This window comes from Xenophilus sp. Marseille-Q4582, from assembly GCF_916700565.1.
Lineage (GTDB): Bacteria > Pseudomonadota > Gammaproteobacteria > Burkholderiales > Burkholderiaceae_C > Xenophilus.
In genome coordinates, this window is sequence record NZ_CAKAKO010000003.1 from 743,413 (window position 1) to 767,797 (window position 24,385).

General features: G+C 62.1%; 40 protein-coding genes and 1 tRNA gene. 12 read left to right on the top strand and 29 right to left on the bottom strand.

What is annotated here, in order from left to right; translation table 11 throughout:
* Positions 1-59: 59 nt before the first annotated feature.
* The 24 genes from LG388_RS14035 to LG388_RS14150 form a co-directional block, all read right to left on the bottom strand.
* Complete coding sequence (locus LG388_RS14035) at positions 60-752, bottom strand: HK97 family phage prohead protease (protein WP_225783339.1); 693 nt, start codon at positions 750-752, stop codon at positions 60-62.
* A complete protein-coding gene (locus LG388_RS14040) occupies positions 733-1,971 on the bottom strand; it encodes a phage portal protein (protein ID WP_225783340.1) in 1,239 nt (412 codons plus the stop codon). The genes LG388_RS14035 and LG388_RS14040 overlap by 20 nt, the downstream gene beginning before the upstream one ends.
* Positions 1,968-3,461, bottom strand: a complete 1,494-nt coding sequence (locus tag LG388_RS14045) for a terminase large subunit (protein WP_225783341.1) — start codon at positions 3,459-3,461, stop codon at positions 1,968-1,970. Before LG388_RS14045 ends, LG388_RS14040 begins: the two co-directional genes overlap by 4 nt.
* Positions 3,454-3,900: a hypothetical protein gene (locus LG388_RS14050; protein WP_225783342.1), complete on the bottom strand. Its 447-nt coding sequence runs from the start codon at positions 3,898-3,900 to the stop codon at positions 3,454-3,456. The genes LG388_RS14045 and LG388_RS14050 overlap by 8 nt, the downstream gene beginning before the upstream one ends.
* A 124-nt stretch (positions 3,901-4,024) precedes the next feature.
* Positions 4,025-4,342, bottom strand: coding sequence for an HNH endonuclease (locus LG388_RS14055; protein WP_225783343.1), 318 nt, complete (start codon positions 4,340-4,342; stop codon positions 4,025-4,027).
* Complete coding sequence (locus LG388_RS14060; RefSeq protein WP_225783344.1) at positions 4,339-4,896, bottom strand: hypothetical protein; 558 nt, start codon at positions 4,894-4,896, stop codon at positions 4,339-4,341. Before LG388_RS14060 ends, LG388_RS14055 begins: the two co-directional genes overlap by 4 nt.
* Positions 4,897-5,193: 297 nt before the next feature.
* Positions 5,194-5,271 (bottom strand) — tRNA-Met (locus LG388_RS14065).
* A 225-nt stretch (positions 5,272-5,496) separates the two neighbouring features.
* On the bottom strand, positions 5,497-5,883 hold the full coding sequence (locus LG388_RS14070; protein WP_225783345.1) for a hypothetical protein: 387 nt from the start codon (positions 5,881-5,883) through the stop codon (positions 5,497-5,499).
* Positions 5,884-6,192: 309 nt separating this feature from the next.
* On the bottom strand, positions 6,193-6,468 hold the full coding sequence (locus LG388_RS14075; RefSeq protein WP_225783346.1) for a hypothetical protein: 276 nt from the start codon (positions 6,466-6,468) through the stop codon (positions 6,193-6,195).
* Positions 6,465-6,671 (bottom strand): helix-turn-helix transcriptional regulator, encoded by a 207-nt coding sequence (locus tag LG388_RS14080; RefSeq protein ID WP_225783347.1) that lies wholly within the window; start codon positions 6,669-6,671, stop codon positions 6,465-6,467. The genes LG388_RS14075 and LG388_RS14080 overlap by 4 nt, the downstream gene beginning before the upstream one ends.
* A complete protein-coding gene (locus tag LG388_RS14085; RefSeq protein ID WP_225783348.1) occupies positions 6,668-7,168 on the bottom strand; it encodes a hypothetical protein in 501 nt (166 codons plus the stop codon). The genes LG388_RS14080 and LG388_RS14085 overlap by 4 nt, the downstream gene beginning before the upstream one ends.
* 302 nt (positions 7,169-7,470) lie before the next feature.
* Entirely contained in the window at positions 7,471-7,737 is a 267-nt protein-coding gene (locus tag LG388_RS14090) for a hypothetical protein (RefSeq protein WP_225783349.1), read from the bottom strand.
* Positions 7,727-8,020, bottom strand: coding sequence for a hypothetical protein (locus LG388_RS14095; RefSeq protein WP_225783350.1), 294 nt, complete (start codon positions 8,018-8,020; stop codon positions 7,727-7,729). Before LG388_RS14095 ends, LG388_RS14090 begins: the two co-directional genes overlap by 11 nt.
* Positions 8,004-8,402 (bottom strand): HNH endonuclease signature motif containing protein, encoded by a 399-nt coding sequence (locus tag LG388_RS14100; RefSeq protein WP_225783351.1) that lies wholly within the window; start codon positions 8,400-8,402, stop codon positions 8,004-8,006. The genes LG388_RS14095 and LG388_RS14100 overlap by 17 nt, the downstream gene beginning before the upstream one ends.
* Before the next feature lie 298 nt (positions 8,403-8,700).
* A complete protein-coding gene (locus LG388_RS14105; RefSeq protein WP_225783352.1) occupies positions 8,701-9,108 on the bottom strand; it encodes a recombination protein NinB in 408 nt (135 codons plus the stop codon).
* Entirely contained in the window at positions 9,101-9,556 is a 456-nt protein-coding gene (locus tag LG388_RS14110; RefSeq protein ID WP_225783353.1) for a hypothetical protein, read from the bottom strand. The genes LG388_RS14105 and LG388_RS14110 overlap by 8 nt, the downstream gene beginning before the upstream one ends.
* Positions 9,553-9,843, bottom strand: coding sequence for a DUF6378 domain-containing protein (locus LG388_RS14115; protein WP_225783354.1), 291 nt, complete (start codon positions 9,841-9,843; stop codon positions 9,553-9,555). The genes LG388_RS14110 and LG388_RS14115 overlap by 4 nt, the downstream gene beginning before the upstream one ends.
* Positions 9,844-10,306: 463 nt before the next feature.
* A complete protein-coding gene (locus LG388_RS14120; RefSeq protein WP_225783355.1) occupies positions 10,307-11,170 on the bottom strand; it encodes a toprim domain-containing protein in 864 nt (287 codons plus the stop codon).
* The gene (locus tag LG388_RS14125; RefSeq protein WP_225783356.1) at positions 11,167-12,711 is read right to left on the bottom strand and encodes a DEAD/DEAH box helicase; all 1,545 of its coding nucleotides are present in this window, start codon (positions 12,709-12,711) and stop codon (positions 11,167-11,169) included. The genes LG388_RS14120 and LG388_RS14125 overlap by 4 nt, the downstream gene beginning before the upstream one ends.
* Positions 12,708-13,535 (bottom strand): ParB N-terminal domain-containing protein, encoded by an 828-nt coding sequence (locus tag LG388_RS14130; protein WP_225783357.1) that lies wholly within the window; start codon positions 13,533-13,535, stop codon positions 12,708-12,710. The genes LG388_RS14125 and LG388_RS14130 overlap by 4 nt, the downstream gene beginning before the upstream one ends.
* Positions 13,536-13,640: 105 nt before the next feature.
* Positions 13,641-13,829, bottom strand: coding sequence for a hypothetical protein (locus LG388_RS14135; RefSeq protein ID WP_225783358.1), 189 nt, complete (start codon positions 13,827-13,829; stop codon positions 13,641-13,643).
* A complete protein-coding gene (locus tag LG388_RS14140) occupies positions 13,826-14,041 on the bottom strand; it encodes a hypothetical protein (RefSeq protein WP_225783359.1) in 216 nt (71 codons plus the stop codon). Before LG388_RS14140 ends, LG388_RS14135 begins: the two co-directional genes overlap by 4 nt.
* A 47-nt stretch (positions 14,042-14,088) precedes the next feature.
* On the bottom strand, positions 14,089-14,478 hold the full coding sequence (locus LG388_RS14145) for a hypothetical protein (RefSeq protein WP_225783360.1): 390 nt from the start codon (positions 14,476-14,478) through the stop codon (positions 14,089-14,091).
* Between the two features lie 283 nt (positions 14,479-14,761).
* Positions 14,762-15,478 carry a hypothetical protein gene (locus LG388_RS14150; protein WP_225783361.1) on the bottom strand — a complete coding sequence of 239 codons (717 nt, stop codon included), beginning with the start codon at positions 15,476-15,478 and terminating at the stop codon, positions 14,762-14,764.
* Between the two features lie 62 nt (positions 15,479-15,540).
* On the opposite strand from LG388_RS14150, the gene LG388_RS14155 reads away from it, so the two are divergent.
* Positions 15,541-15,915, top strand: a complete 375-nt coding sequence (locus LG388_RS14155) for a DUF2513 domain-containing protein (RefSeq protein ID WP_225783362.1) — start codon at positions 15,541-15,543, stop codon at positions 15,913-15,915.
* A gap of 212 nt (positions 15,916-16,127) precedes the next feature.
* On the opposite strand, the gene LG388_RS14160 is transcribed toward LG388_RS14155, so the two are convergent.
* Positions 16,128-16,367 carry a YdaS family helix-turn-helix protein gene (locus tag LG388_RS14160; RefSeq protein WP_225783363.1) on the bottom strand — a complete coding sequence of 80 codons (240 nt, stop codon included), beginning with the start codon at positions 16,365-16,367 and terminating at the stop codon, positions 16,128-16,130.
* 72 nt (positions 16,368-16,439) lie between these two features.
* Here LG388_RS14160 and LG388_RS14165 point away from each other — a divergent pair, with 72 nt between their 5' ends.
* Both LG388_RS14165 and LG388_RS14170 read left to right on the top strand, forming a co-directional pair.
* Positions 16,440-17,087: a S24 family peptidase gene (locus LG388_RS14165; RefSeq protein WP_225783364.1), complete on the top strand. Its 648-nt coding sequence runs from the start codon at positions 16,440-16,442 to the stop codon at positions 17,085-17,087.
* Between the two features lie 63 nt (positions 17,088-17,150).
* Entirely contained in the window at positions 17,151-17,729 is a 579-nt protein-coding gene (locus tag LG388_RS14170; protein WP_225783365.1) for a hypothetical protein, read from the top strand.
* Between the two features lie 98 nt (positions 17,730-17,827).
* Here the strand turns inward: LG388_RS14170 and LG388_RS14175 are convergent, their stop codons facing one another.
* The 4 genes from LG388_RS14175 to LG388_RS14190 form a co-directional block, all read right to left on the bottom strand.
* Positions 17,828-18,016: a type II toxin-antitoxin system HicA family toxin gene (locus tag LG388_RS14175; protein ID WP_225783366.1), complete on the bottom strand. Its 189-nt coding sequence runs from the start codon at positions 18,014-18,016 to the stop codon at positions 17,828-17,830.
* Positions 18,013-18,282, bottom strand: a complete 270-nt coding sequence (locus LG388_RS14180; RefSeq protein WP_225783367.1) for a DUF1902 domain-containing protein — start codon at positions 18,280-18,282, stop codon at positions 18,013-18,015. Before LG388_RS14180 ends, LG388_RS14175 begins: the two co-directional genes overlap by 4 nt.
* 222 nt (positions 18,283-18,504) lie before the next feature.
* Positions 18,505-18,747, bottom strand: a complete 243-nt coding sequence (locus LG388_RS14185) for a hypothetical protein (RefSeq protein WP_225783368.1) — start codon at positions 18,745-18,747, stop codon at positions 18,505-18,507.
* A gap of 6 nt (positions 18,748-18,753) precedes the next feature.
* Positions 18,754-19,527, bottom strand: a complete 774-nt coding sequence (locus tag LG388_RS14190) for a hypothetical protein (protein WP_225783369.1) — start codon at positions 19,525-19,527, stop codon at positions 18,754-18,756.
* Between the two features lie 1,012 nt (positions 19,528-20,539).
* Here LG388_RS14190 and LG388_RS14195 point away from each other — a divergent pair.
* The 9 genes from LG388_RS14195 to LG388_RS14230 all read left to right on the top strand — a co-directional run bounded on the left by LG388_RS14195 (position 20,540) and on the right by LG388_RS14230 (position 24,337).
* The gene (locus tag LG388_RS14195; protein ID WP_225783370.1) at positions 20,540-20,860 is read left to right on the top strand and encodes a hypothetical protein; all 321 of its coding nucleotides are present in this window, start codon (positions 20,540-20,542) and stop codon (positions 20,858-20,860) included.
* A 215-nt stretch (positions 20,861-21,075) separates the two neighbouring features.
* Complete coding sequence (locus tag LG388_RS14200; protein ID WP_225783371.1) at positions 21,076-21,333, top strand: hypothetical protein; 258 nt, start codon at positions 21,076-21,078, stop codon at positions 21,331-21,333.
* A gap of 23 nt (positions 21,334-21,356) precedes the next feature.
* A complete protein-coding gene (locus tag LG388_RS26690) occupies positions 21,357-21,485 on the top strand; it encodes a hypothetical protein (protein WP_255632172.1) in 129 nt (42 codons plus the stop codon).
* Positions 21,486-21,768: 283 nt separating this feature from the next.
* The gene (locus tag LG388_RS14205; RefSeq protein ID WP_225783372.1) at positions 21,769-22,218 is read left to right on the top strand and encodes an HNH endonuclease; all 450 of its coding nucleotides are present in this window, start codon (positions 21,769-21,771) and stop codon (positions 22,216-22,218) included.
* Positions 22,215-22,682: a hypothetical protein gene (locus LG388_RS14210; protein WP_225783373.1), complete on the top strand. Its 468-nt coding sequence runs from the start codon at positions 22,215-22,217 to the stop codon at positions 22,680-22,682. The genes LG388_RS14205 and LG388_RS14210 overlap by 4 nt, the downstream gene beginning before the upstream one ends.
* The gene (locus LG388_RS14215; protein ID WP_225783374.1) at positions 22,682-22,957 is read left to right on the top strand and encodes a hypothetical protein; all 276 of its coding nucleotides are present in this window, start codon (positions 22,682-22,684) and stop codon (positions 22,955-22,957) included. Before LG388_RS14210 ends, LG388_RS14215 begins: the two co-directional genes overlap by 1 nt.
* A gap of 70 nt (positions 22,958-23,027) precedes the next feature.
* Positions 23,028-23,192: a hypothetical protein gene (locus LG388_RS14220; RefSeq protein ID WP_225783375.1), complete on the top strand. Its 165-nt coding sequence runs from the start codon at positions 23,028-23,030 to the stop codon at positions 23,190-23,192.
* The gene (locus tag LG388_RS14225) at positions 23,189-23,407 is read left to right on the top strand and encodes a hypothetical protein (RefSeq protein ID WP_225783376.1); all 219 of its coding nucleotides are present in this window, start codon (positions 23,189-23,191) and stop codon (positions 23,405-23,407) included. The genes LG388_RS14220 and LG388_RS14225 overlap by 4 nt, the downstream gene beginning before the upstream one ends.
* A 3-nt stretch (positions 23,408-23,410) precedes the next feature.
* The gene (locus LG388_RS14230) at positions 23,411-24,337 is read left to right on the top strand and encodes a recombinase RecT (protein WP_225783377.1); all 927 of its coding nucleotides are present in this window, start codon (positions 23,411-23,413) and stop codon (positions 24,335-24,337) included.
* Positions 24,338-24,385: the final 48 nt, after the last annotated feature.

Sequence of the window (24,385 nt, forward strand, 5' to 3'; positions counted from 1 at the left end):
CCTTTCGGAAATGAAAAAGCCGCCTCGGTCGGCGGCTCGTTGCGGGTGACGCTGTGGAATCAGCGCGGGATGTGCTGCTCTCTTCCCTTGAGGGCTTCGACCAGCTCTTGCAGCCCGCCAGAATCACTCCGACTGAGGCTCTTGATCCGTGACACCAGGGCCACGGCGGCGCTCTTGGACAGGCCACCTGAATCTCTCAGGTAGCGCTCAGCGTCCGCGAGCGTTTCGATGGCGTCGATGGACTTCACAGCCTCGACGCGTGCTTTTCCGTTCGCCGGCCGCGTGACCAGCGACACTTCGATCAGGTCGATCCGCTTCAGACGGCGCCTGGGATCCTCCGGCTTGGTGCGCGGCTCCCAGTCCTTGGCGATGTAGCCGATACTCATGCCGTCAATCGCTGGGCGCGGGCTCATTTTCATGAGCTTGTACATTTCCAGGCCGCGTGGCGTGTCTGCCAGCTGCCCAGTGACTTTCAGGCCGTGCCCGTCCTCAGCGAAGTCGGTCCAGACACCAATGGGCGTCATATCTTCCGCGCTCATCTGCCAGCCGCCGTGCTGGCTCAGCATCGCGGGCCAGGGTTGAGCGCCTGACTTCACGTCGGCCAGAAACTTCGAAAAGGCCCCAGCTTCGATCACGTCGCCATAGGCGTCCACGTTCCCGAATACGGCGCCGTACCCGCTGAAGCTCATGACCTGGTCGCCTTCGCCCGGGTCGAACTTCAGCTCCTTCAGGCTACAGATCAGACTGTCCATCATCATCTTCCTTCGGCTTCGCGCCGGCTACGTTCGTCGGCTTCGGCAGCACCGCCGCTTCGCCCCCCATCGGGTTCAGCTCTTCCAGGCCACGAATCTCATCCTGCGTCATCCATCCCGGCGCACCGCCAGCACCCAGGGCTTTGGCGTAGTACTCGGCCCGATCCTTATGAGAGCCGCGCATGAGCCCGGCGGCGTTGAACTTGATGAAGTAGTTCTGGTCCCGCTCACGCTCACTGAGCAGCTGACATTCGCCGGACTGCTCAATGCGCGTGTACCAGGGGGCCAGGGTGTGCACGACGTGCGCCAGGAACATCTGCTCCGCGCTCGCATAGGTAGCGGCCTTGTCCGAGTAGCCGACCATGATCGGCATGACCCGGAACGCTCGGCAGATTTCCTCTACCTGCTGCTTTCGCGTCTCCAGCAACTGGGCATCCACCGCCGTCATGCTGGTGGGCGTGTACTTCGCCCCGCGATCCAGTAGCTTCGTGCGCCCGACATTCTGCGGGCCGTCGAAGTTCTTGTCGATGAACTCCCGCAGCGCCTTGTACTGGTCGGAGTTGAGCTTTTCCTCGACCGAGTAGAGCCCAGACATTGATGCGCCCGACTTTGTCATCCTGGCCTGCGACTCTTCCGTTGCCATTGCCAGGCCAATCGACTCTCGCGCCAGCTTGACCACATCCATCCCGCACACGCCGTCCCAGCTCGGGCCGCGCCAGTGCCAGATGGCCTCCTGCGGGAAGTCCTGACTCTGGCCGTTCGGCGCCTGGAGCCGGTACGTCATGCGGTAGTCGTTCTCCTGCTTGATCGTGACGTTCGCCGGGGCGAAGGGGATGATCTCCTTCACCTCGCCGCGAACCCGATTCACGAAAGCCACTGCATCGCCCGTCAGGACAGCATGCAGCGCCATCGTCTCCCGAAGGTCGAAGCTGGTCATCCAGCTATTCGGGCGACGGTGCAGGATGGTGTACAGCGGATGATCGACGGCAGGCAACACCTTGTCGCCTTCTGCCCGGTAGAGCTTGAACGGGACTTGCGCAATGCCCTCCGAAATCACCCGGGCGCACGCCAGCACCACTGACACCTCCAGCGCCGACTTGTGGCTGACAGACGCCCCGCTTTTCGTCGCCATCCAGCCGTACAGCAGCCGGAACAGGTCGAGCGAGTGACGAACCGAGCCGTCCTCGTTCGACTTGCGGCTGAAAGGCCAGAGTTTCATGCGGTTTCCCAGAATGATTTTTCGGTGCTGACAGCCTCAGGCATCACGCCGACCGCCATGGCGAGGGCCTGGATCCCATCAATCCGGCCACTGGCTTTCGCTTTCGTGAATTTGCGGTTCTCGGCCGGGTCTTTGACTACCACCGCGTTGTTCGCGCACATGGACAGCACAGGGTGATTCCCATGCCTCATCTTTCGCGTCAGGATTCGCTCTTCCAGTGCCCGAATCGCCGGAGACATGCTCACAAAACCCTGGCCGAAGTCGATGAAGCGCTCCAGTTCCTCTTCAGTGAACCCAGATTTCACCAACCACGGCCGAAGATGACGCATCCCCCAACGGTCAAATGCCAGCGCTCGCACATTGCAGCGGTCAAACACGCCGCGAAGGTGCTCCGCGACAAATTCATACTCGATGGCCCGGCCAGGCGTCGTCTGCAGCAGGCCCTGAGCTTCCCAAAGGTCATACGGAACACGGTCCTTGCGCGACTTCTCGGACAATCCATCGCCGGGGAGCCAGAAGGTCGGATGCACGTCGCCCCTTTCCGATACCAGCACCAAGGCTGTCAAGTCACTGACCGACGATAGGTCAAGCCCCCCGTAGACATCTTGGCCATCAATGGGATCAGGCTGATCCCCGCACTCCTGCCACACCGAGCGCGTGATGAATGGAGTCTTGGCTTCCACGCGCTGATTCAGGATCAAATTCCGATACCCAGCCTCCTGAGTCGGAAGCCGCTTCGCATCTGCCGCCTGCTTGCGCACCTCTTCGCGGTTCATGAACACGTCGAAGTGCGGATTCGCAGCCCGGATGGCTTGATCCGAGAACGGGTCCATGTCCATCGGCGCCGTGTGCAATGCCACTTTGATGCGCGGATCCGTGCCAGTCAAAGCATCGTCAATCAGGACGCTCAGTAGGTCCGCATCCGTGGGCGACTGTGTGCTGATGATGATCGACAGCGGCTGCTCATGCGCTGCCGAGGCGGTTTCAATCGCCTCATACAACTCCGAACGCGGCCCCCGAACCTGCCCCAACTCGTCATGCACAGAGAAGACCGGCGACAACCCGTATGCCGTCGATGCATCTGCTGACAGCGCCCGATACACCGTACCCAGCTCAGGGCACACCAACGTCTTCGCGGACTCCTTCGGAATCACGTATTCGCTCAGCTCCGGCGACATACGAACCACCTTGGACGCATATCCGTACAGGATGGCGGCCTGGTCACGGGACTGCGCCGCGCTGTAAAGCTGGCTGTTCGGCTTCGCCTCCGGTCCGCACAGGTGCAGGAGCAACAGGAATGCGCTGGTCGCGGTCTTCGCGTTCTTGCGTGCCATCGACAAGATGAACGTGCGCGTCGGCGTGTCGTAAATCTGCCTGATCCAGCCCTTTTGCGCGTCCGTCAACCGAACAGGCTTGCCGACCAACTTCCCATCTGGAATTCGGCACATGCTCTCGATCCAGCGGATGTTCCTCTCGCCTCGGCTAACCATCTACCACTTCCCACGGCTTGCGAGAGCGGCCCATCGCACTGTGCGCACGGCCTACAGTCTTGGGGTCTGCCGTCGCCTGGCGCGTGATGCGCAAACGTGTCGCCAGGGACGACGCAGAGCGGACTTCACGCTCCCGCATCGCTAGCAGGCGGTCATAGCGCTTCAGGCCATCGTCATCGCGCAGCCATTCGCGGTCGAACGCCTTGATCTCGTCGTCCAGCACCTGGGCCGTCACGATATGCTGGCAATACAGGTCCAACAGGTCGCGGTGAGTCTCTGTAAACGCGGATGCCGGATGGTCATTGACCAGGCGCGCCCACACGATCTGCTCAGCATCACTCAGATGCGGAGACGCGCGCAGCCGGTTTTCCGCCAAAACAGGCCCAAGCTGGGCCGCCACTGCGACGCTCGCAGCGGACTTGCGGCCCCTTTGTGCCATTTATGTCACCTTTTTTCTGGACGTTTAGGAAAGTAAGAGGAACCGGGCGGTCAGGGCGACGAAGGCCGCAGACTTTGATGGCCCCCCCCTGTCACGCCAGCACGACGGTCCATCGGCGAGACGGTCAGGCATCGGTGGGCCAGCCATCGGGGCCGACCACCCTGCGCTTCCGCCCCTTCTCTTCCGCCTGCTTGTCAGAGTCGTGATGCCTCTTGCACAACGGCTGCCAGTTCGTCTGATCCCACATCAGGACTTCATCGCCTTTGTGCGGGACGATGTGATCCACCACCGTGGCGATGGTCACCCGGCGCTCAGCACTGCACATCACACACAGCACGTTCTCCGGCCTGGCCAGGAACGCCTTGCGCTCTCTCTGCCATCTGCCGCCGTACCCACGCTCTGCTGTCTTGCGTCGGTCCTGGCGCCAGCTGGGTTGCTTCATAGGAGAGTCAGAACCTTTCCACCCTTGGACAGATTCTCTCGGCCCCAGAGCGGCCGTAGGTTGGTGTGATGCGTCAGCCTTACCACATCCTCAGCACTGACAGCAGTTGCCAACGGGACGATGTGGTCGATGTGCCAATCGCCCCTGTTCTCCCATGACATGCCACGGGCGAACTGCTTCTCGATGTGGGCCACGAACTCCTGCATCGTGCACCCCAATATCTGCTCAACGCGCTCCGACTTCTTGGCTCCGCGTGAGGCCAGCGCCTTGAAGATGGCCGCTCGGATCGAGTTCCGAAGCGCGTATGCCGGATCATTCGCCAGCCTTTGCCTATCCTTGGCGTTCCTGGCGGCTCGGTTCTGTGCCTTGTACTGCCGATCGTAGGCAGCCCGGCGATCTGCATTGCTTTCGCGCCATGCCTGACTGCGGGCCTTGCTGCAATCCTTGCAAGAGGGCTTGTAGCTGCCTGGGCGGGACAGGTAGAAGTGCGTCAGGGGCAGAAGCCGGTCACATGTCGCACACGCTTTGCAAGCTACGGCATCAGACGCAGCCATAGAATCACTCTCAGCCATGAAGCCTCTCATACAGGTTGACTGGTTAGAGCCCGCACAGGATTGCCGTCCTATGTGGGCTCGCTTACTTTAGCTTCCTCTTTGCCTTTGGTCCACGATCCTCGGCGCCTGCTGCATCCTGGTGGACTGGGCCATCTGGATGCGCTGGGGTGCAGCGGGGATGCGGGGGCGTTGCGTCATAGGGCGCCGGGCTCAGTCCTTGGGTACAGGTGACCGATGGGATGCGGACCGGCCCGGCAAAAGAAAACCCGCCGAGGCTTTCACCTGGCGGGCTGTGTGTGGTTGCGGTGGCGGGCTTCGATCCCGCGCCCTTTGGGGTATGAACCCAACGCTCTGACCAGGCTGAGCTACACCGCTGTTGATCTCGGCCCCTTACGGGAGCCACTCGGCGCCTCGCTAATTTTCTGCGCCCGTCACCGCAGTTGAGGATTGCGGCTCCTGCTCACACCCATGTACGGGGCTCGCAACCTGCGATTTCTACCGACACCGGCGCCTCCGTTTCTGGATGCTCTTGCCTTAGTGCTCGACAGCTCACAAGTCCTCCCGTTTGTATCACAAGTTTTTCGGGTTCTCAAGGGGTTTTCATACAGCCCGATTGATGAGCATCTGCCGGGCGTCTCGGACGTGCCGGGCCAGCCCTTCCATGGACAACCCCAGCTCACGGCAAGCCTTGGCCGGCGCAGTCGGCCGGACGTATGACCAGTGAATGGCTTTGCGATGTTTCTCCGGCAGGGCTTGAACTCCCTTGGCGATCTTGGCGGCATCGGCCCCATCCACCACATCGGCCACGAGTGACACGTCCCCACGTACACGCGGCGGCGGTGGGACGAGGCGGAACATCGGCGACACAGACGCGCCTCCCCAGCTCCGGCCGTTGCACCATGCCGCCCAGTTGGCAAGGCGCCGGTCCATCTCACGCTGGTGAGGCTCCACGGCGTGGAAATCGACGGCTTTCACTTTCATCAGCATCTGTGCTCCTTGAAATCTTCTCAGTTCGCTATTCGCGAATGGGCTTTATTTGTTTGGTGGCGGGGACTTAGGCGCGGGGGATCGCATCGGGAATCGCCTCAGATCAGCCCCGCTCGCCTCCGCATGTGATGCGGTATGGCGGCTGCCATGGATTGGGCGCTGTCATCGGCTCTACTGGCCCGGGCGTGCCAACCCTCGGCGTGCCGACGAAATAGGGCGGGATGTAGGTTCTGCCGCCCTCAAGGCATGCCACTCGCTCGCGGAGCTTTGCGATCTCTTCTCGGAGCGCCTGGATCTCTTGGTCTGTTGTCACCCCTGCTCCTTGCGGTTGCGGATGGCGGCGGCGCACAGCGAGCCAATCTCGCGTGCGTCGCTCTGCTTCATATGCAGATCCATGCCTGTATTCCACGCAGTAACAGCACACGCCTCCCGCTCAGCCCTCTGCCCAGCGGCGTAGGCGGCTTGCCAGACGGTCCAGCCCGTTGCGGCCGTCGACAGCTTGTACTCAGCGCCGGTCTTCTCGACCGCTGCCGGCCACTGGCCTTCATCAGACATCCACTGCTCGAACTCCTCTCGCATCGTCATCCCGCACTCCTTTGCTCATAAACCACCCGCGCCACGAGCCCCGCATCCGCCAGCAGGATTGGCGACGGGTGCGGATGGCCGTTGAGCGACTGGCAAAGGGTTGATGGGTCGATGCCCAGCGCCTTGGCGGCCTCCTTCTGGGTGCCGTACTTCTGCTGCACGTGCTGGCGCAGTACCTGGCTGATGTTGTTGCGGTCGATCACGCTGCCAGCCTCCAGAATGGGTTCTGGGTGTCGGCCCATGCCTCGCCGCGCCGGATGCGCCCGACCACGCTGCGGGTGATGCCGTAGCGCTCGGCCAGGACGGGCCCGGGCTCCGGCGACAGGCGAATCTCGCGGGCGATCTCGATGGTGATCTTGGCTTTCGTCGCCCGAGCGTGTTGCGTCAGCTTGAGGCGGCGTCCCGGACCCTTGGAGTCGACCTTCCGGCCCATCTTGGCCATGTGCTGGGCCTGGGTGTACTGGCCGATGTGTTCGGGATTCACGCAATCCGCGCAGCCGCACTTCGGGGCGAAGTACCGCGCTCGCTCGACTCGGATGCCCAGCAGGTCCACCATCACCGCGCGGACCGGCATCATCTTGCCGCCGTGGCTCACTGCCGGCACTCCGTTGCCGAAGTAGCCCTGCCACAGCCAGCACTCGCCCTCTTCAATGCAGCGGTTGCGCAGGCTGGTCATCGTTTGGAGCGTCTTGACTCTCATGCGCGCTCCAGAAGCTCGGGCTGGATGGCGGGCAGCGGGACGGGCTTCCAGGCGAGGGTTTCGTCCACGGCGTCGTCACCGGGGTCGCGGAGGGGTCGAAGCACGCTGTCATGGACCATGCTCCAGACGACGCCTGGGCGCCCAGCCATGCGCAGCTCGGGCGACACTTCCCACCATCCGTCATGTGACCACACGCATCGGACGATCTTCCCGTGGTGCTCGGGAGCCGCACGAGTCCATCGGACAACAGCTAGATCCCCAGGCTTGCAGTTCACGATTCCTTCTCCTTCCTCAGTTCGCGCTCAGACCAGCGCGGCGATGGTGTTGTTGAGCACGGCCAGTTCATCCAGGCGCTTGACCTTCCATATGCGCTGCTGGCCGTGGATGCCGTTGAAACTGCCTCGATGGCAGTCGGCGCACAGAGGAATGGACGTGTGCCACTCACCCTGGCGCAGTTCGTGGGCCTCGGACGGGCCTGGCGCTTCGCAGACGCCGCACGGCATCTCTTTGATGCGGACGATGTGCTCGCGCTCGGCCTTGGTCGGGGCGGCCTTGTTCTTAGACTGCATGGATCGCTCCAATCGCCTGCAACGCCTCGTCCACGCTGTTGACCACATGGACCGGGGCGCCCCACGCCGCATGCCAGCGCACCTGATCGGGCGTGAGCGCACGAGCCGAAGGCGGCTTGCTGCCGTCCTTGACCTCCAGCAGGAACAGATCCGACCGGAAGGCCACAAGCAGATCCGGCACTCCGTCGCCCGCAGCGGCCAAGCTCTGCACAGTGGCGCCGGCCTTGCGCAGAGCAGCCACCACGGCGGGCTGGTTGGCGTCAACCCTAGCTTTCTTTCGCATGCTTCCTCCGGTTCTGCTCAGCCGTGAGCCATTGATGGTTCGTAGGGTGAAAAGCGGCACGGACCTGCTCAGGATCGGAGAAGTCAAAGCTGCACAGGGGCTTGATGTGGTCGATCTCCCATTCGCCCAGCGGGCCAGGACATGGGCCTAGATGCCGGATGATTGCCATGAAGTCCGCGTACTCGGAAGACGCTGCCTGCTTACCGGACACCGAGAAAGCGACGAACGCCTTCCGAAGCCGGTTGCGAAGGCGCGTCAACAGGACTTCTCGTCGATAGCGATCTCGGCCGCGCTCTCTCGCCAACACGGGGTTGAGTGCGCGCCTTTCCCGCGCCCACTCGCGCTGGTAGGCCCGCGCGGCATCGCGGTCGCGGGCAGCCATGGATGCGGCAGGGTTGAGGCGATATGCCGCTCTGGCCTTTTCTCGGCAGCACACCACACAACTGCGGTCTGACAGCTTCCGAAGACTTTGCCCTGTGCCATCGTGGTCGTGCCCACGCTTGCAGAGGGCGCCCAGATACTTTGGTGCGTCGATCTTCGCGGCGCGACGCATCATTCGCCCCTCGCCGCAATCCACATCGCCGCAAGTCCCCATGCGAGCACTGCGCCCAAAGCAAATTCCCGCGACAGATGAGGCGCCGCCAGCACAGCCGCCACGAGCGTGTAGCAATGCCACGTCTTCATGCAGCCTCCATGTAGTGCAGATCCACATCACGCGCCGCAGCGGTCGCATGCAAGAACTCGATGAACTCGCTCATCTCGCGCACGCTGAACTTGCTGGTGCGACTGCCGAGCATCACCATGCCGCCGTCCATGCCCATGGCGACCCGGACGGACTCGCGCTTGAAGGCTGCGGACAACACGTCCTTCCACTCGTCGGCAGTCATCCAGACCATCTGGCCATTGACCGGCCATTGCAGTTGGTCGGCGAAGGCTTGCAGCAGGGGCCACATCGCCGCGTTCTGCTCCAGGCTGCGCGTGGGCTCCGAAATAGTGACGCAGTACCCCTCCGGCGCCATGTCGATGGCGTCATGTGCACGCATGCGGCGCTCGTGGTCGATCAGGCGGATGACGCGCTTTTCAGCCACGGCCAGACTCCTTGCGCGCCCCATCATCCGGGGCGGCCAGGGATATGCCTCCGATCAACTGCTGGAGTTGCTCGATGTATTCGCGCTTGCTCCAGCCCTCAATATCGCAAACCTGCAGGTCAACCAGGATGTCGGAGAGCAGTCGCCGCTTGAAGCGGGCGCGGGCCAGATCGTTGAAGGCCTTTGCAGAGCCCGCATCAAAGACCGAATCTCCAGCCCCACTCTTAGGTGCGCTGGGCACTGGCACGACCAACTCCGGCCGCCTTCCAACTGCCGCCTGCGCATCCCCCTTCGGGCGTACCGGGACAAGCACGCGGCGTTGCCCAGTCAGCGGACTCTTGCCGTTCGTCGCGAACACATGCCCAGCCAGCGGAGAGCCGCAGGTTCTGTCGATGACCCATCCGTCAGGCAACTCATCAAGGACTGCCCAGTACTGGTAGGTTTTCATCGCTCCACGCCCTCCAGCCGGTCAGCCACCAGCTTTGCGTAGCCGGCGATGTCCACCCACGAATCGGCGTAGTTGGGATCGCCGTTGAGGATGCGCGAGATCTTGTGCGCGATCATCTCCAGGGCCTCGCGTTGGTCGTATGTGAGTCGGTCCCAGCCTTCGCAGATGCGCATGGTTCCGGTCAGCGTCTGGCTGATGGCCGCGTGCTCAGCGAAAACGCCGTACCGCTTGCCGCGCTCGTCCAGTACGGCGTCGATGCCGCCCGCTTGGGTGTCTTGGGGGGTCATGCGCACTCCTTCAGAGGTTGTTGCTGGGCTTCCGGTCCAGCCACTTCACACGAGCCGCAATCACGTCCGCAGGGGCCTTCACCGCCCGCTCGCACGTCCCGCTCGGCGACTTGAACTGCCAGGGCTTCCCGTGGGCACACAGCCCGAATCCGTGCTTTCCCATGTCCTTCGCGTCCTTCAGCCGCCAGTTGTTGCATCCCACACATCGCGTCATTCCTCTTCCTATGGATACGTCGCTAGAAATCCCCTAAGACCTGGCTTGGTGGGCAGACCTAGCCCATCCTGGGAAGGCCTTCACATGTGTCCTGTCTCGGAGCCGCATGACCCGTCAGCCGTTCGATGCAAGGGCGCTAACTTCGCCACCCTCTCCCCTGTTTCAGCACCTGATCCAACAGTAGGGGACTCACCCTGCGCCGCTGCCGTTAAACCATGTCCAACCAGCGCAGTGAAGACATAAGAAGCGCTAACGCATGGCGCGCACCCTCATCAACTTCCCCGCCACCGCGAACAGCCCAGCACGTAGGTGCAGATCGTTCGCGTCTTCGCCCACCACATCACTCATGCAATACGGCACACCCGCATTGATCGCGGCTTTCTCTCCAGTGCCCGATGCGTCGTTGTCAGCGAAGGCCATCACGCGGCCTTTAACCATCCGAGCCACGTGCTCCATGTTGTTTGCACTGAAGCACACCAGAATGGCCGCAGATAGGCCCACAGCGCGCGCTGCTGCCTCAATTGATAGTCCGGTGGCATACCCCTCGCACAGGAACGTCTCGCGTGCGTAGCGGTCGCCGATACGAAACACCGCCGCCTTGGCCTTCATGCCTGGCAGCATCTTTTTCTGGAACTTGCGCTCGTCCTCAATCCAACGGATGACTTGCAGCCCGTTGAGGTTGTTCGTGAACACGTCGCGCATCGGGATCAGCAATGCGCCGTCATCTGCCACGAGGCCCTGATGCGACGGGAATCCCTTGCGGTGCAAGTAGTCATGCTCAGAGGGCTTCGCGCCGCGCAGCATTTCTTGGGCGCGTCTTGCGGCACGCTGGTGGTCGGCGTCCTGGCTGGCCTGGGCCGCATTGCGCTTCGCGCGCCACGCCGCCTTTTCTTCTTCCGTCCACGGGCGCGCATTGGGGTCGCTGAACCACTGGACGCGCGCCTCTGCGGCCCAGTTGAAGACCCAGCCGCGCTCGCCATCAAAAAAGTAGGCGCCGTTGGTGCTCTTTGGCTTGTCAACCGTGCCACAGCGACGAATTCGGCTGCCAGGCTGAAAGCGCGACGGATCGATTTCCACGCCGTGGGCACGTGCGAAGGTGATGAAGTCAGTCATGCGCGCACCGCCTTCAGGTAGGCCAAATCAAGGCTCTTGATCTTGTTGCGCACGTTCGCGGTGATCTCAGCGTTAGGCGTGCAATCGAAGCGCCACTCACGCGGCGGCGCGAAACCAGTGATCTTCTTGAACAGGTTCCATGCGCGGCCTGCCTGACGCTCAGGCGCGCTGTGCCCGCGCGCATAGCTGCAAAGCTGCTCCCACAGGTGGCGGTGATCGTCTGCCAGCTTCTTCTTGCCTGCCATCACCACTTCTTGCATCACGCCTGCTGCAGCCTCTTGCATCGAGGGCGATTGCTTCTCAAACCCGCAGGACATGCAGCGCTTCGCAAAGGGCTTGTAGCCGCACGATGGGCACCCTTTGCTGTTCTTTTCCTCGTCCTCTTCCCGGCGAATCTTTTTGTCCAGCTTCTCGCCCATGTCCAGAGCGCTCAAGCCGTCATAGAAGATGCTGGTGAAGTCCTCAGCGAAGCGGATGATGTTTCCGCTGTGGTCCAGCAAGATGCAGTCCTTCTTGCCTGTGTCAGGACTCGCGCGCAGCCCACGGCCCCACATCTGGATTGCCGTGGAAAGGGACTTGCGAAGGGGGCGGCAATCCACGACACACCCGACGTCAGGCACATCAAACCCCTTTGCAAGTGCCTCAACACTGATCAGGACGCGCAGCGATGAATCGCGCTTGCTGTACTCCTTGACCAGCAGCTCACGCTCTGCCGCAGTGGTCTCGCTCGTGAAAACGGCGGCCATCACGCCCGCGTCAAGGAACTGGCGAGCCAATTCCTGGCAGTGCTTGATCGTGGCGCCAAACACAATGGTCTTGCGGCCTTCGCCATGCGCGATCCACTCTTTGACCACATCGCCGACGATGCCCATGCCGCGCTCTTCGGCGGCTGCATCCGTCCATTCGCCACCAGATGTGGCCGCGCCGGTCATATCCATGCGCTTGCACGAAAGGATGCGCATCGGCACCAGCACCCCCGATTGGGTCAGCTCGTGCATCGTGGTGGCGTTGATCAGATTCGTGAAAATCTTGCCCAGGCCCGACGAGAACGGGGTGGCCGACAAGCCAATGAATGCTGCTTTGCTTTGCGCTGAGAATTCGGTCCACACCTTCATTTGGGTGTGCGCCTCATCAACGATCACCACATCAGCCGCAGGCCAGTAACCACGCTTGGCAATGGTCTGAGCACTGGCGATCTGATAGGGCATCTCGGTGGCCCGGCGCCAGTGATTCGCCTGCACGATGCCGTGCGCCGACAGCCCATAGGAGTCAGCCGTCTTGCTGGTCTGGTTGATCAGCGTGGTGCGGTCGCAAAGAAACACCACGCGACGGCCTTTGAGTAGCGCTTCGTGCGCGATGCGGTGGCCCAGGTAGGTCTTGCCTGCGCCTGTCGGGGCCATGATGAGTTGATTCTTGTGGCCGTCGCGGAAGCCCTGGCGCAGAGCTTCATGTGCTGCCTGTTGAAACGGGCGCGGCGGTGGAAAAGTCGTGCTGGCGTAGTTGGGCTTGTCTTCAAACAAGCGGGCAGTGACGAGGCTCATGCGGCCACCTTGTCCAGCTTGCGCTGCAGGCTCTTGACCATGCGAATGGCCTCGTTCTTCTCGTTCATGAGACCCTGCAGGCGGCTCTCAAGCGCAGCGTTCACTGCGTTGAGGCGCTTGATCTCGGCATAGGCGGCGGCGAGCTTGTCATCCGACTCCATCAGCTTGTCGAGGGCCTCACGGTCAGCCTGCTCCTGCAGGGCATGGGCGCGCAGCTCCTCTTCGCTGGGGCCGTCGTATTCGGGGGCATCGTTGACAGCCACCGGTTCAGACTTCGGCGCGGGCTTGTGGATGGCGGCGGCCTGCTCCTCCTTGGGCAGCTTGGCGATGGCAGCGGCCTTGGGCAGACCAATATCGCCGCGCTTCACAGCCTCTTGGACTTCGGGCGCAGCTTTCGTCTGTACGGTCTTCGCCTGGGTGATCGTGTTCGGGTGAACGCCTGCGATGGCGGCCAGTTCCGCGTTGGACTTGGGGGGGGTCACATTCAGTGTGACCCCCCCTCTTTGGGCCGCCCCGTCAGCCGGGAACCAGGCAAACACAGCGGTGGTCGCCAGCGCCAACTGAGCCTGCGTGGTGTGGCGACGCGCCTTGTTCTGCGCCATCACGAAGTCGCGCGGGTCAACGTCTGCCAGCTCTACCGACGGGCAATCCACACCAACTTCGTTCGCTGCCGTGTAGCGATGCCAACCGTCCAGCACCATGCCCTCGAAGACGGTGATGGGGTTGAGCACGCCGTTCACGGTGATGCTGTCAACAAGCCCCTGGTACTCCTCGGCGCTCATGGCCGGGAATGCGGCCGACAAAGGATGCTGCTTCAGTGCCACTTCTTGCCCTCGTGTTGGATGCACCACACCGCGCTCGACCACGACCTGTGAATCCACAGGTAGCGCAGGAAGGCTGCGATGTAGGCCAGCTTGTTCATGGATTGCTCAGGCCTGAGTGATTGCCTGCGACGGAAGCCGACCGATAGGAGCCAGCGTGTACGGCCCAGCCTTCACGGTGGTCGTGATGAGCTTGCGGGTGCGACGACGGCGCGATGCCAGCGAGAGATTCGAGCGGCGCAACTGCGTGTCAGTGCGCGCGATGCTGGGGCCGGTGGTGTTCTGGAAGGCGTTCATGCGGCCTCCTCAAATGCCACGGCGCGCTCCAACTGCTCAATCAAGTAGTTGTGCCCAACACCGGCGGCCGCGCAGTAACTCTTGAGGCCATTGACGAAGAATCCCCTCCGGAAGTCGGGGGTCCTTTTTTGATTTTCCGCATCCGATTGCTCGTCAGCGATGGCCTGCGCCATGACGGCCAACAGAAGATTTCTTTCCGCCGACTCGGGCATGTCCGACCACCGACGAAGCAACTTCTCCCATGTGTCTCTGCGCAACCTCATGCGGCCCCCAGCGATTCGAGTTGCCGCATCATTTCGATCATCTGGTCCTTGATGACCTGCACTTGCTTGGCGTTCTTCGGGCGGGCATCTGGCGCCAAGAACTTCTCGACCAGATACATCACGGGCGTCGTGTCCCCGGTCTTCTCGATGTACCGTTCAAGGGAGTCCACCGAGAAGTTGCGGGACGGGTCCTCGCTCAACTGCACGGAAAGGTTTCCGGGGGCCTGATTCAGATCGATGGCGACGCGCCCGAGCCCACGCTGGTAGACGCCCGCCGCGATGCAGTCGCGCAGCGACAGGTGACGATCCGTCAGCCCAGGCGTGAAGTCCAGCGTAAGTTGGTCCTTCTTCTCGGCGCGGAGGGCAGTGATAACGGTTGATGCCATCTGCTATCAGTCCTTATCTGGAGTTATCAATGGGAGGCAAAAAAATAGAGGCCATGAAACACGTACATGCCTCAGCCCTACTCAGCCTCTCCCTCGTTGGGCTCGCGCCTGACTTGGATAGCCAGGTCGATCAGGGCGGCGACGGCCAAGGCAGTCAGCAAGGCGGTGGCGATGAAGGCGGCCATGGGTCAGATTCCGGTGTGGGTGCCCGCGCCCTCCAGGGGCAGAATGGCGTCACCACAACAACCATCCCCTGGAGGGGCGAACATGAACGACATGGAATTCACTCGCGTGCCTCTTGCGCCGAACCCACTGAAGGACTTCCCGGAGTTCGCACGGACGGTGACAGCGAATCAACGCGAGCTAGGTCTAACCCTGAAGCGGTTGATCGAGCTGCAAGAGCAGTCGAATGCGCTTCTTGCGCAGCTTGTGCAGGGTCAAGCTGCGAAGGACTGAACGGGTCGCGCTGGAGAAGTTGGGACCATGCCAGCACGGCGGTCTGGCGCTCCAGTAGCGCGCGGGCCGCCCGCAGTTCTGCGAGCACGTCAGCGAGCGTGGGCACTTGGTCTGCCGGGATGGATGCGCCTGCGCTCGGATCGATCTCGGCCGCCTCACTGCGTCCCTGTTCAACGCGAGACTGGATCGCGGCCAACTCCTGCCGTGCCCGCCTGATGTCGGCGATCAGTTCGCCCTTGCTGTACAGCCTGGAGGGCGCCGTCGCCTCAAGCTCGGGGCCTTTCTCGCCAAAGACGCGCATGTTTCTCACCCCGCCGAAGATCGGCGGCGGCGTGCTCGGGTCCGTTGCGGCAGGCTGGTCAGCGTCGCCATCGGCGCAGCGCACAAACACGCGCGTGCCATCGGCAAAGGTCAGCGACTCGCCGGGGCGCAGCTCGATGGAACGCTCACCCAGAGGCTCGGACGCACCAGACAGTTGGTCCACCGCTTTTTGCAAGGAGTACACGGCGTCGCGCAAATCAGCCAGCGTGCGGATGTCACCCATGGCTCGCCTCCTTCTCGGGGGAGAGAATCTGCTGGCCCAACTCAACACCGGAGAGCCGACCAATGAAGCGAGACATGGACTTGATCCGGCGCATCGCGCTGGAGACTGCGGCGCTGCCGTATGGCGAGCAGCTGACGGCCTTGGAAGGGGTCGCAGAGGAAGACTTTGTGACGCACGTCATATGGCTGCAGGAAGCGGGGCTGATCAAAGCAATTGCGCAGGATGGCGTGGGCACCTCCGAAGCGAGGTATGCCTTTGTGTTCAGGCTGACCTGGGCGGGGTGCGAGTTCACGGATGCGATCCGCGACGACACGCTCTGGAAGAAGGCGAAGGCCAACGTACTCAAGCCAGGCATGTCATTCACCTTCGATGTGCTCAAGGAATGGCTGAAAACCGAAATCACGCAGGGCCTGCCGACCTTGCGGGCTTTGGGCTAGCAATTCGCGGAGCTCGACCGCAGCAGCAAGCAAGCTGCTGCCTGTGGGGTCAAGCTCCAGCAGCTCAGTCGGCCGAATGGGATGGCGAACACTGCGACCCGCGATCTGTCCCCAACGAAGGGTCAGGGCAATCGCCCCATCGAGAACTGCCCGGTTGTTTCCAGATCGAATGCGCGCCAAGGCGTCGCGCATGTCCGGGGAGCGGACCGTGCTCATGCGCCCTCCTTCTCGGTGGCCAGCTCGGGCCACTTCGCCGGATAGGTGTCGGGGAACATGTCACGCCGGCTGCACTCGCCATTCGACTCACGCTCGATGGCGACGGCCAACTCGGTCGATGGCTCGCGATAGCCGTATGCGACGTTTCGCATGTGCCCCAGCGTGGTGCCGCATCTGCTCGCGAAAGACTCACGGCTTTCAGGCGACATCGCGAAGAAGTAGAGCTTCAGTTCCATGCGCGAATTACACCATCGGGTGACATTCGCTGTCAACACCGTTTAGTGACATTGGGTTGATGTACTCGCCCCATGAAGACGGAAGCCAGAGCCAGAGTGGACAGGCTCAATGCCTATATGGTTGCCCAAGGCTGGACCAGCCGGAAGTCTGCGGAGCGTGGTTCGCCATCCGAACTAGAGCGCAGGCTGCCAAAGGGCAGCAGTTTCTGGAGCGACCTGCTGCGCGGCGATAAGTCGTTTTCGGCTGATCTAGCGCGGGAGATCGAGGAGGCCTTTGGGCTTGAAAAGTACTACTTGGACAATGACCACGGCATTGACCCATTCGTGGCGGTCGAGAGAGTCAACGTCCGGGTATCTGCTGGGCCGGGCGCTCACCCTGAGGTGGTCGAAGCAGATGGCGCCCTGCAGTTCCGGCGTGACTTTTTGATGTCTTGCGGCGCCTCAAGCGCGAGCGCCAAGATCGTGACAGTCACGGGGACCAGCATGGAGCCCACCATCACGGACGGCGCTGTGCTGCTGATCAATATCGCGAACAAGGAGCCCAAGAACAACGCGATCTATGCATTGGCGACGTCTGACGGTTTGCTCGTCAAGCGGCTGATAAGGGTCGGCGAAGCATGGATTGCCAGATCGGACAACCCGGACGGGAACCCGGACCGACCTCTCGAGGATGGCGACCGGGTTATAGGCCGGGCCGTATGGATGGGCGCCAAGCTGTGAGCATTGACAGGTTGCACGACCCCTACGAGTGCGTAACATCGAGTTTCAACTACGGAGATGGGAATGATTCGATTGGTCGTCTTGGCTTTCGGGGCACTGGCCCTGAGCGGCTGCGTGGGGATGATGAAGCCCCCGCCGCCCCCTGTCGCTAAAGTCGACGTGACGGAGAACTGCCTCACCGAGCTGCACCAAGCACCCAAATACGAGCCCCTGCGCAGCAAGGTTTCGCTCAGCAAGTTCCCTCAGCGCGCAACCCTCGCGATGTTTGCGGATCAGACCAAGCCCACCGAAGCGGAAAAGGCCCTGCTTTCACAGCTGGACGCAGATCGGAATGCATGCTTCGAAGCCGGGCGAGAGTTCCGCAACTACTACGTTGCCGGGAACATCTCTGCCGAGTATCAGCGCGAGTACTCGGAGGTGACTCGCCTCACCGCTCAGATCTACAACGGTGAGCTGACGTACGGGCAATACAACACGAAGCGCGCCGAGATCGCTGACGCAGCGGATGCGCGAAGGGGTGCGCTACTGGAATCGAATCGCAAAGCCGTTCAGGAGCTTCAGGACCGCATCGACTCCATCGGTCAAAAGTCGCGCACCTCCTGCCGCCGAGTCCGCGGCGGCTTCGACTGCGAAACGGATTGAGGCAGCGCATGAGCTACCCCAAGGGCGGGAAGGTGGCGGGGTGAGGCTGGTTGTGCCGGAGTCGTTTAGGTAGGCAAAGAAAAGGCCCCTAGGAGGCCTTAGAACTTGTGCGTGATGCCCGCGTCTCTCATGATGCCGTTGGCGGTGTGGCGAGAGTAGCAGTTGTATGAAACCATCACCCTGATTGCGCCCTTGCGATAGAACTCGTGGGAGCCTTTGCCTGCCCCATCAAAAGAAAAGCCATGCTCCTTGAGCATGGCTATAACTTGAGGGTAGTAGCTCCTCATGCGGGGCAGAACTCTCCACTCCAAGCCAGCCTGGCCTCGGATTTGGCACGCCCGTGCACTTGTTCGGTGATAAGCGCGTCAGCGCCTAGGCGCACCTCATGGAACAGTTCTTCAAGGGTGGCTGCTTCGGCCACAAGGCCCCGCAAATCAGGGCTAGTCGCCACAAAGACCCCTGCCTCTTCATCCTTCAACACTTCAATGTTGAAAACGAGCGGCCTACCAAAGCGAGCCGCCAGCTTCCATCCCGGAAACCCAACTCGATACATATCAGACTCCTGTTCTCGACTCTCACGAGTCGTTTGAAAGACAGTCTCAGGACGCTTCACAGCGTGTGCTTACAGTGCCTGTAAACACCTGATTTTGCCCCATTCGGTAGGCCCGAACGTAGGACCTACCCGAACAACCGTGCTGCGCTGCGGCAAATACAACTGATCGTTCGTCCAGCCATGCCCCACACAGCCCGCTTCGGCGGGCTTTTTTGCGCCCGCTCAGTCCGTGTCCATGTCGTACTCAAGCTGCATCTGCTTGATGACCCGGGCCACGTCCAGGCGGTAGTCATCCCTCTGCGGCCCGCGCGGCACGTACCAATTCGGCTCCCCTGGGCCGGCGTCTACCCACCGGATTCCGAGCGTGTGCACGTCCGTGACCTGGCCGGACATGCCTGGCAAGGCCTCGATGCGCTCGATCAGCAGGGCTTGCAGTTTCCGGGGCGAGAGGGATGGGCGGGGCATGGAGGGTCAATCCATTAGGAATCGGTCGTGCAGCCCGATGATCTTGTACATGGCCGGCTTGCCATTTACCGTCTCCACGACAACGTCCACCACGAAAGCCTCCTGAAACGGGTTGACTTCGGACAGCACCATCCTGGCCTTAAGCGAGTCAGTTGCGCAGACCGTCTTCACCGGCTTCTTGCTGATCGTCTCGATGATCGCCCGATCACCAACCTTGCTAGATGAGTCGGCGCGGGCCTGGAACCAGTGCATCAGGACCTTCTCCTGAATGCCGCTGCTGGCCTGACGCTGGCTATCAATGAAGCGCCGGGCTGTGTTCTGCACGGTATTGGCGTCGGAGAAGTTGATGTTGATGACCCCGCCGTTGCTCGCCGTCAGGCTGCCGATGTTCAGTTGCGAGCCCGCATCCTTGGCGATTGGCTCGACGATCTGCGACAGATTGCTGGCCGTCGACGGCTCGCCGGCCTTCTCAGTCCGGCCGAGCAGCCAGTCGAAGCCGTTGCGTAAGTGCTCCGCGAAGTCACCGACCGTGACCGCATAGCTCAGCCCCTGCATCAGCGTGGGCGACAAGGCAGCCAATGTCGCGATCACGCTGCCAGCCCGCACCTCGTGGACATACAGCTTCACATCAGCCGCATCCACCTCCGGATGGTGCTTGGCGATGTACTCCCCAAACTCGACAGTGAGGGCACTGAGGCTGTTGGTCAGGTCCAGCAGTTCGATGGGCCGGACGTTCTTGATCTCGACCTGCAGTTCCGGGGTGATTTCTTGAGGGTCCATGCTTTGATTGTCGGTCCGGCTCACTTCTGCGACCACCCCCAGCGTCCCAAACGGCGGCGCTGTCGTTCGTCCAGCCCTCGCGCGCGGGTGGGGTGCGGGGCATGGAGGGAGGGTAGCGCATCCTTGCTGCCGACGGCACAAACGCGTCAGTTACAAAAATCTTCCTCGAATCACACCATGTGGTGTTGACAGCTATGTCACCGCTTGGTGTAATTCACCCATCGACACACAAACCCCATCCCACCAGGCGGGGCTAGTCCGGAAGGGCGCAGTCGATGGGCACCAGGGATCGGCCGGTGTTCTTGGATCGTTAACAGGCTGATGGATTGAGAGAGGCGGCGCTGTGATGGCGCAGCAGGCTTCAGCGGGCAGCGGGTGGCCGAAACCACCCGCCCCACTAGGTCACAGCATCATGGACAGGATGATGGCGATTGCCCGAAGGCATGCCGCCACATCCACCACGATGCTCACCTTCACTAGGCAGCGCATAGGGTTTCCTATGTGATGCCCGTGGCCACGGGACGTTGATGTGCCCGATGAACTTGTTGCGCGCCCTTGCTAGCGCGTCCGACGGCTTACCGCGAATAGGCCATCGGAAGCGGCCCAGGCCATGCGGGCTTGTCCCAGCAAAGGGGGCCGGCGGTCCCTGGACCTTGAACGGCCCCGCAAAGGGTCGTCCTGGCTGTTTGCGCAGCCAGAGCAAGTATCGCTGTCGCCGCCTCCCTCAATCCATTCGCCAAAACCTGACATCCTGGGCCTCTGATGGCAAGGCGCGGACCACGGCGAGAGAGTGAGTTGAGGCGGCATGCGCCAAGAACAGGAAGCAGCCAAACCGCTGTTGCCCCGGGTGGGGATTGGAAGCAGCGGAACACGGCGCTGATGTTGATCAGCAAAGCGATGCCAGATCGCAGCGGGAGCCCGGTACGCCGGGGAGATGTCCGCACAGCCCTTGGCAACAGGGGCGAAATCTGAGCGCATTCGCGGAGTGCTCTCAGGTTTACATGAGAACAGCATGGACGCAGAAAAGATCGCCGCCCTGGCCGAGCTGATGGGCCGCAAGCCCTCGGAGGTCGAGGATTACGTGATCGGACTGAGCATCTTCGTCAATCGTGGATTCACGTTGGAAGAGGCGATCCACAAGCTCAACGCGATGTGGGGGAATGTGCTGACGGCCGTCACTACGGCGGCCAGCAATGCCGAGCGCGTGCCTTCGTGGGGCGAGGCCCTGAACGGCTATGTGCAAACACTCGCCGAAGACGCATGGGACACGGTGGATCAGGCCCGGCAAGGGCCGAAGCTGCCCAAGCCCCGCCGCGAGTGGGCGCTGATCTGATCCCTGCGAGCCATTCGCAAGAGTGGACTCATTGAAGCGGCGGCGTGGAGAGCAGACACGCAAATTCTGGAAGCAAATCCGTGCGGGCGCCAACAGGCGGTATGGAGCCACTTAATGTTCCGCCAAACAGCAAGCAGGCGTAGCGCCCTGCCCGCTTCAATGAGCCCACCCCCAACCAGGACCAATCTCGGTCCCTCTGTTTATAGGAGAGAGTGATGAGCTGGACAGACGACAGCGCCGCATGGATAGCTGAGCAGGTCAAGGCTCATCCCGATATGAGCAAGGCCGAACTGGAAAAGCACTGCCGCAAGAACTACCCGTTCTGCGAGCGACGTGGCTGGGCCTACAAAGCTTGGCTCAAGGCGATGCGCACCTACTTCCGGCCTCAGTCTATGCGGCCCGTGCGCGCCGGCAAGACCGAACCAAGCCCCGAAGAACTGGAACGGCGCGGTCAACAGAGGCTGATCGCCTAACCCCACCGCCCTGCAAAGCAAGCATGAAAACGGGCGAGTTCCTTTTGCTTGCGGCGCTGATCTTCATCGCGCCGCACCTGCGCCCAATCTACGGCGCATGTATCACCGTCTGCCTCGCGCTTCTGTGCGCGATCTGGGTCATCTACGCATGACCTCACCGAATTGCCGAAAGCGGATAGCTGGCCTCTGGCTTTTCCGGGGGAGCGCACCAGCCGCAGCGATTAGGCATTCATCTTCACGGGAGCCAGCAACTCCTCCAGCCGCGACCCCGGACCCGCGCGGCAACAAGCCCCTGAATGAGCCCACGCCCTTCCCGAGCACAAGGGGTGTGGTGCTTACGCGCGCGCTGGCAGCAAGAGATAGCGCGATTTGGGGGAAGTGGCCGATCAATCAACTAGCCCGCCGTCGCGGGCTTCGTCTTTTCTGGAGCAGAGCATGGAAGCAAAGCACACGCCGGGCTACGAAGTGGAGCGCGATGGCCGCGTATTCTCGGTATCGTCCAACTGGAGAGGGTTGGGGCGAAGAGAACTGAGCCAAGACTTGAACGATGACGGCTATCCATCCGTTCGACTGACCATAGGCGGAAAGAGGACGCGCTATGCGGTTCACAAACTGGTGGCGATTCATCACCTCCCACCAAGGCCCAGCGAAGAGCATGAGGTCCGCCATCTTGATGGAAACAAGTTGAACCCCCACGCCGACAACTTGGCATGGGGCACGCGGAAAGAAAACGCCGATGACCGCGAACGGCATGGAAGAACTTCACGCGGTGCGTCGCACAGCAATGCAATCAAGTCGAGCAATCACTCCAATCGTGTTGCACGCGGTGACAGCCATTACAAACGTCGCGCCGCCATCGCGAAGGCTCTCGGGAGTGCCGCATGACCGCCGCCCTCCCTCTGCCCGCGTTCGACGCGATGGGCGAGCAGCTGGCGGCGCTGCGCAGTGCACAGGCCCCGCTGCAGAACAAGCGCCGCGCGCTGATCGACCAGAAGATGTGCCTCGCAGTGGGCGCGACGGATGACGCGTTCAGCGCCGACCTGTCGTACCGCGAGTACGTGGCCGACGCGCTGCACTTCGCGGCTTCGCAGTGGCGCAAGGACGAGCCCGAGCGCCGCGGCCTGTACGAGTACCGCTACGACGCGGAGGCGCCGGCGGACCTGCTGTGCTTCATGGAGGTGGACGACGTGGGCGGCATGTACCTCGAGCGCGCCTACCTGGGCCCGTTCGACGTGACCGAGCTGGTCTTCCCCATCAAGAAGCAGATCGAGGAAGCGGCCGAGCGGCACCACCGCATCGAGGCTGCGCGCGCCCGCACGGACAACCGCATCCCTTCGGAGGCTTGCTGATGACCGAGAAGCACTCTCCAGCGCCGTGGCGCGTCCAAGAATCGGCGACGTCCATCAGCGTTGTCGCTGCCAATAACGAGACCATCTTTCACGATGACAAGCGCATTCCTTCGGTGATTGATGACGCCCGCCTGATCGCCGCCGCGCCTGAGCTGCTGGCCTTCGCTATCCGCCAGATCAAGCGCAAACACCGTGGACAGGTTTTGCTGGATCACGAAGACGTGATCGATCTGGAGAACCTGATCGCCAAAGCCACCGGGGAGGCGCAACCGTGAACTACCAAGCCCACGACTGGGCGCTGTTCGCATGCGCCCCTCTTGCCCTGTTCGTCATCTGGAGGTTTGCATGAAGCCCGCCCGACGCCTGCGCGCAGTGACCAAGCCCGAGCCGAAGCCCATCGGCGGACTGATGGATCCGCGCTTCCAGTACGTGCCCGCAGCGGCTACCAACATCCGCGCCACCTTTGAGCGCATCCGTGAACAGCAGGCCAAGCAAGCGAGGACGATGTGAGACGCGATCTCTCCCCAACCGCCCTGGCCGAGCTTGAGATCGGCAGCCAGCAGGACCACAACGCGCGGCACGAGCGGCACACAGCGATGTTGCAGGCGGCGTACGAGCCCGTGTCCTGGGTCACCTTCGCCGTCATCGTCATGGTGGCTTTCGGCATCAGCTTGGCCATCGGGCTTGTGCTGGGCCACATCGTTTTCAACCCGTTTGCGAGGTGATGCATGAACGCCATCCAGACGATCTCCAACTACGTCTACGGAGCCGAGGACAGCTTCCAGAACGTGCTGGCCGACCGCTCGATGAACTTCGAGCGCGAGGCCGGGTTCGCCATCCAGATCCTCACCGCGAATGACTACGTGGCAAAGCTGGCCGCGAACGACCGGCAGTCCGTGGTCAACGCAGTGACCAACATTGCCGCCATCGGCATCAGCCTGAACCCTGCCAAAAAGCAGGCCTACCTGGTGCCGCGCAAGGGCAAGATTTGCCTTGACATCAGCTACATGGGCCTGATCGACCTGGCCATCCAGTCGGGCTCGATCATGTGGGCGCAGGCGGACCTGGTCTACTCCAGCGATGCGTTCACCCTGAACGGTTTCGACAAGCCACCCACCCACTCATTCAACCCGTTCTCCAAGGACCGGGGCGACATCGTCGGCGCCTACGTGGTCGTGAAGACGCACAGCGGCGACTACCTGACCGAGTGCATGAGCCGCGAAGACATCGACGCCATCAAGAACCGCTCCGAGTCGGTGAAGGCCGGCAAGTCGTCACCCTGGGACACCGACTACGGCGAGATGGCGAAGAAGACGGTCGTGAAGCGCGCCTACAAGTACTGGCCGAAGTCAGATCGTCTGGATGAGGCGATCCACCACCTGAACACCGAAGGCGGCGAAGGGCTGGCAGTGGTTGCCAAGCCGGCCACGATTGACCCTCAGCCCATCATTGACGGCGCGCGCAACACCAAGACGGTCGAGGAACTGAACGCCTACTGGGCCGAGCACAACGGCAAGCTGGCGAACAACCTGCCCGCTCACGACGCGCTGAAGGCCGCATGCAAGGCGCACAAGGCTCGCCTGCAAGCGCAGCGGGCTAAGGATGAGGCAACCGACGTAGAGGTGAAAGAAGATGCCGTGGAGGTGGCGCAATGAACCGGGCGGAAGCTGCACGTATCGCTCGCGCGGCCAAAGCCGCAAAGA

Bases quoted from the DNA above. Each gene is read 5' to 3' on its own strand.
- LG388_RS14035 (WP_225783339.1), bottom strand. From the start codon at position 752: ATGGACAGTCTGATCTGTAGCCTGAAGGAGCTGAAGTTCGACCCGGGC.
- LG388_RS14040 (WP_225783340.1), bottom strand. From the start codon at position 1,971: ATGAAACTCTGGCCTTTCAGCCGCAAGTCGAACGAGGACGGCTCGGTT.
- LG388_RS14045 (WP_225783341.1), bottom strand. From the start codon at position 3,461: ATGGTTAGCCGAGGCGAGAGGAACATCCGCTGGATCGAGAGCATGTGC.
- LG388_RS14050 (WP_225783342.1), bottom strand. From the start codon at position 3,900: ATGGCACAAAGGGGCCGCAAGTCCGCTGCGAGCGTCGCAGTGGCGGCC.
- LG388_RS14055 (WP_225783343.1), bottom strand. From the start codon at position 4,342: ATGAAGCAACCCAGCTGGCGCCAGGACCGACGCAAGACAGCAGAGCGT.
- LG388_RS14060 (WP_225783344.1), bottom strand. From the start codon at position 4,896: ATGGCTGCGTCTGATGCCGTAGCTTGCAAAGCGTGTGCGACATGTGAC.
- LG388_RS14070 (WP_225783345.1), bottom strand. From the start codon at position 5,883: ATGCTGATGAAAGTGAAAGCCGTCGATTTCCACGCCGTGGAGCCTCAC.
- LG388_RS14075 (WP_225783346.1), bottom strand. From the start codon at position 6,468: ATGACGATGCGAGAGGAGTTCGAGCAGTGGATGTCTGATGAAGGCCAG.
- LG388_RS14085 (WP_225783348.1), bottom strand. From the start codon at position 7,168: ATGAGAGTCAAGACGCTCCAAACGATGACCAGCCTGCGCAACCGCTGC.
- LG388_RS14090 (WP_225783349.1), bottom strand. From the start codon at position 7,737: ATGCAGTCTAAGAACAAGGCCGCCCCGACCAAGGCCGAGCGCGAGCAC.
- LG388_RS14095 (WP_225783350.1), bottom strand. From the start codon at position 8,020: ATGCGAAAGAAAGCTAGGGTTGACGCCAACCAGCCCGCCGTGGTGGCT.
- LG388_RS14100 (WP_225783351.1), bottom strand. From the start codon at position 8,402: ATGGCTGCCCGCGACCGCGATGCCGCGCGGGCCTACCAGCGCGAGTGG.
- LG388_RS14110 (WP_225783353.1), bottom strand. From the start codon at position 9,556: ATGAAAACCTACCAGTACTGGGCAGTCCTTGATGAGTTGCCTGACGGA.
- LG388_RS14115 (WP_225783354.1), bottom strand. From the start codon at position 9,843: ATGACCCCCCAAGACACCCAAGCGGGCGGCATCGACGCCGTACTGGAC.
- LG388_RS14120 (WP_225783355.1), bottom strand. From the start codon at position 11,170: ATGACTGACTTCATCACCTTCGCACGTGCCCACGGCGTGGAAATCGAT.
- LG388_RS14125 (WP_225783356.1), bottom strand. From the start codon at position 12,711: ATGAGCCTCGTCACTGCCCGCTTGTTTGAAGACAAGCCCAACTACGCC.
- LG388_RS14135 (WP_225783358.1), bottom strand. From the start codon at position 13,829: ATGAACGCCTTCCAGAACACCACCGGCCCCAGCATCGCGCGCACTGAC.
- LG388_RS14140 (WP_225783359.1), bottom strand. From the start codon at position 14,041: ATGCCCGAGTCGGCGGAAAGAAATCTTCTGTTGGCCGTCATGGCGCAG.
- LG388_RS14145 (WP_225783360.1), bottom strand. From the start codon at position 14,478: ATGGCATCAACCGTTATCACTGCCCTCCGCGCCGAGAAGAAGGACCAA.
- LG388_RS14150 (WP_225783361.1), bottom strand. From the start codon at position 15,478: ATGGGTGACATCCGCACGCTGGCTGATTTGCGCGACGCCGTGTACTCC.
- LG388_RS14155 (WP_225783362.1), top strand. From the start codon at position 15,541: ATGAAGCGAGACATGGACTTGATCCGGCGCATCGCGCTGGAGACTGCG.
- LG388_RS14160 (WP_225783363.1), bottom strand. From the start codon at position 16,367: ATGGAACTGAAGCTCTACTTCTTCGCGATGTCGCCTGAAAGCCGTGAG.
- LG388_RS14165 (WP_225783364.1), top strand. From the start codon at position 16,440: ATGAAGACGGAAGCCAGAGCCAGAGTGGACAGGCTCAATGCCTATATG.
- LG388_RS14170 (WP_225783365.1), top strand. From the start codon at position 17,151: ATGATTCGATTGGTCGTCTTGGCTTTCGGGGCACTGGCCCTGAGCGGC.
- LG388_RS14175 (WP_225783366.1), bottom strand. From the start codon at position 18,016: ATGAGGAGCTACTACCCTCAAGTTATAGCCATGCTCAAGGAGCATGGC.
- LG388_RS14180 (WP_225783367.1), bottom strand. From the start codon at position 18,282: ATGTATCGAGTTGGGTTTCCGGGATGGAAGCTGGCGGCTCGCTTTGGT.
- LG388_RS14185 (WP_225783368.1), bottom strand. From the start codon at position 18,747: ATGCCCCGCCCATCCCTCTCGCCCCGGAAACTGCAAGCCCTGCTGATC.
- LG388_RS14190 (WP_225783369.1), bottom strand. From the start codon at position 19,527: ATGGACCCTCAAGAAATCACCCCGGAACTGCAGGTCGAGATCAAGAAC.
- LG388_RS14195 (WP_225783370.1), top strand. From the start codon at position 20,540: ATGGACGCAGAAAAGATCGCCGCCCTGGCCGAGCTGATGGGCCGCAAG.
- LG388_RS14200 (WP_225783371.1), top strand. From the start codon at position 21,076: ATGAGCTGGACAGACGACAGCGCCGCATGGATAGCTGAGCAGGTCAAG.
- LG388_RS26690 (WP_255632172.1), top strand. From the start codon at position 21,357: ATGAAAACGGGCGAGTTCCTTTTGCTTGCGGCGCTGATCTTCATCGCG.
- LG388_RS14205 (WP_225783372.1), top strand. From the start codon at position 21,769: ATGGAAGCAAAGCACACGCCGGGCTACGAAGTGGAGCGCGATGGCCGC.
- LG388_RS14210 (WP_225783373.1), top strand. From the start codon at position 22,215: ATGACCGCCGCCCTCCCTCTGCCCGCGTTCGACGCGATGGGCGAGCAG.
- LG388_RS14215 (WP_225783374.1), top strand. From the start codon at position 22,682: ATGACCGAGAAGCACTCTCCAGCGCCGTGGCGCGTCCAAGAATCGGCG.
- LG388_RS14220 (WP_225783375.1), top strand. From the start codon at position 23,028: ATGAAGCCCGCCCGACGCCTGCGCGCAGTGACCAAGCCCGAGCCGAAG.
- LG388_RS14230 (WP_225783377.1), top strand. From the start codon at position 23,411: ATGAACGCCATCCAGACGATCTCCAACTACGTCTACGGAGCCGAGGAC.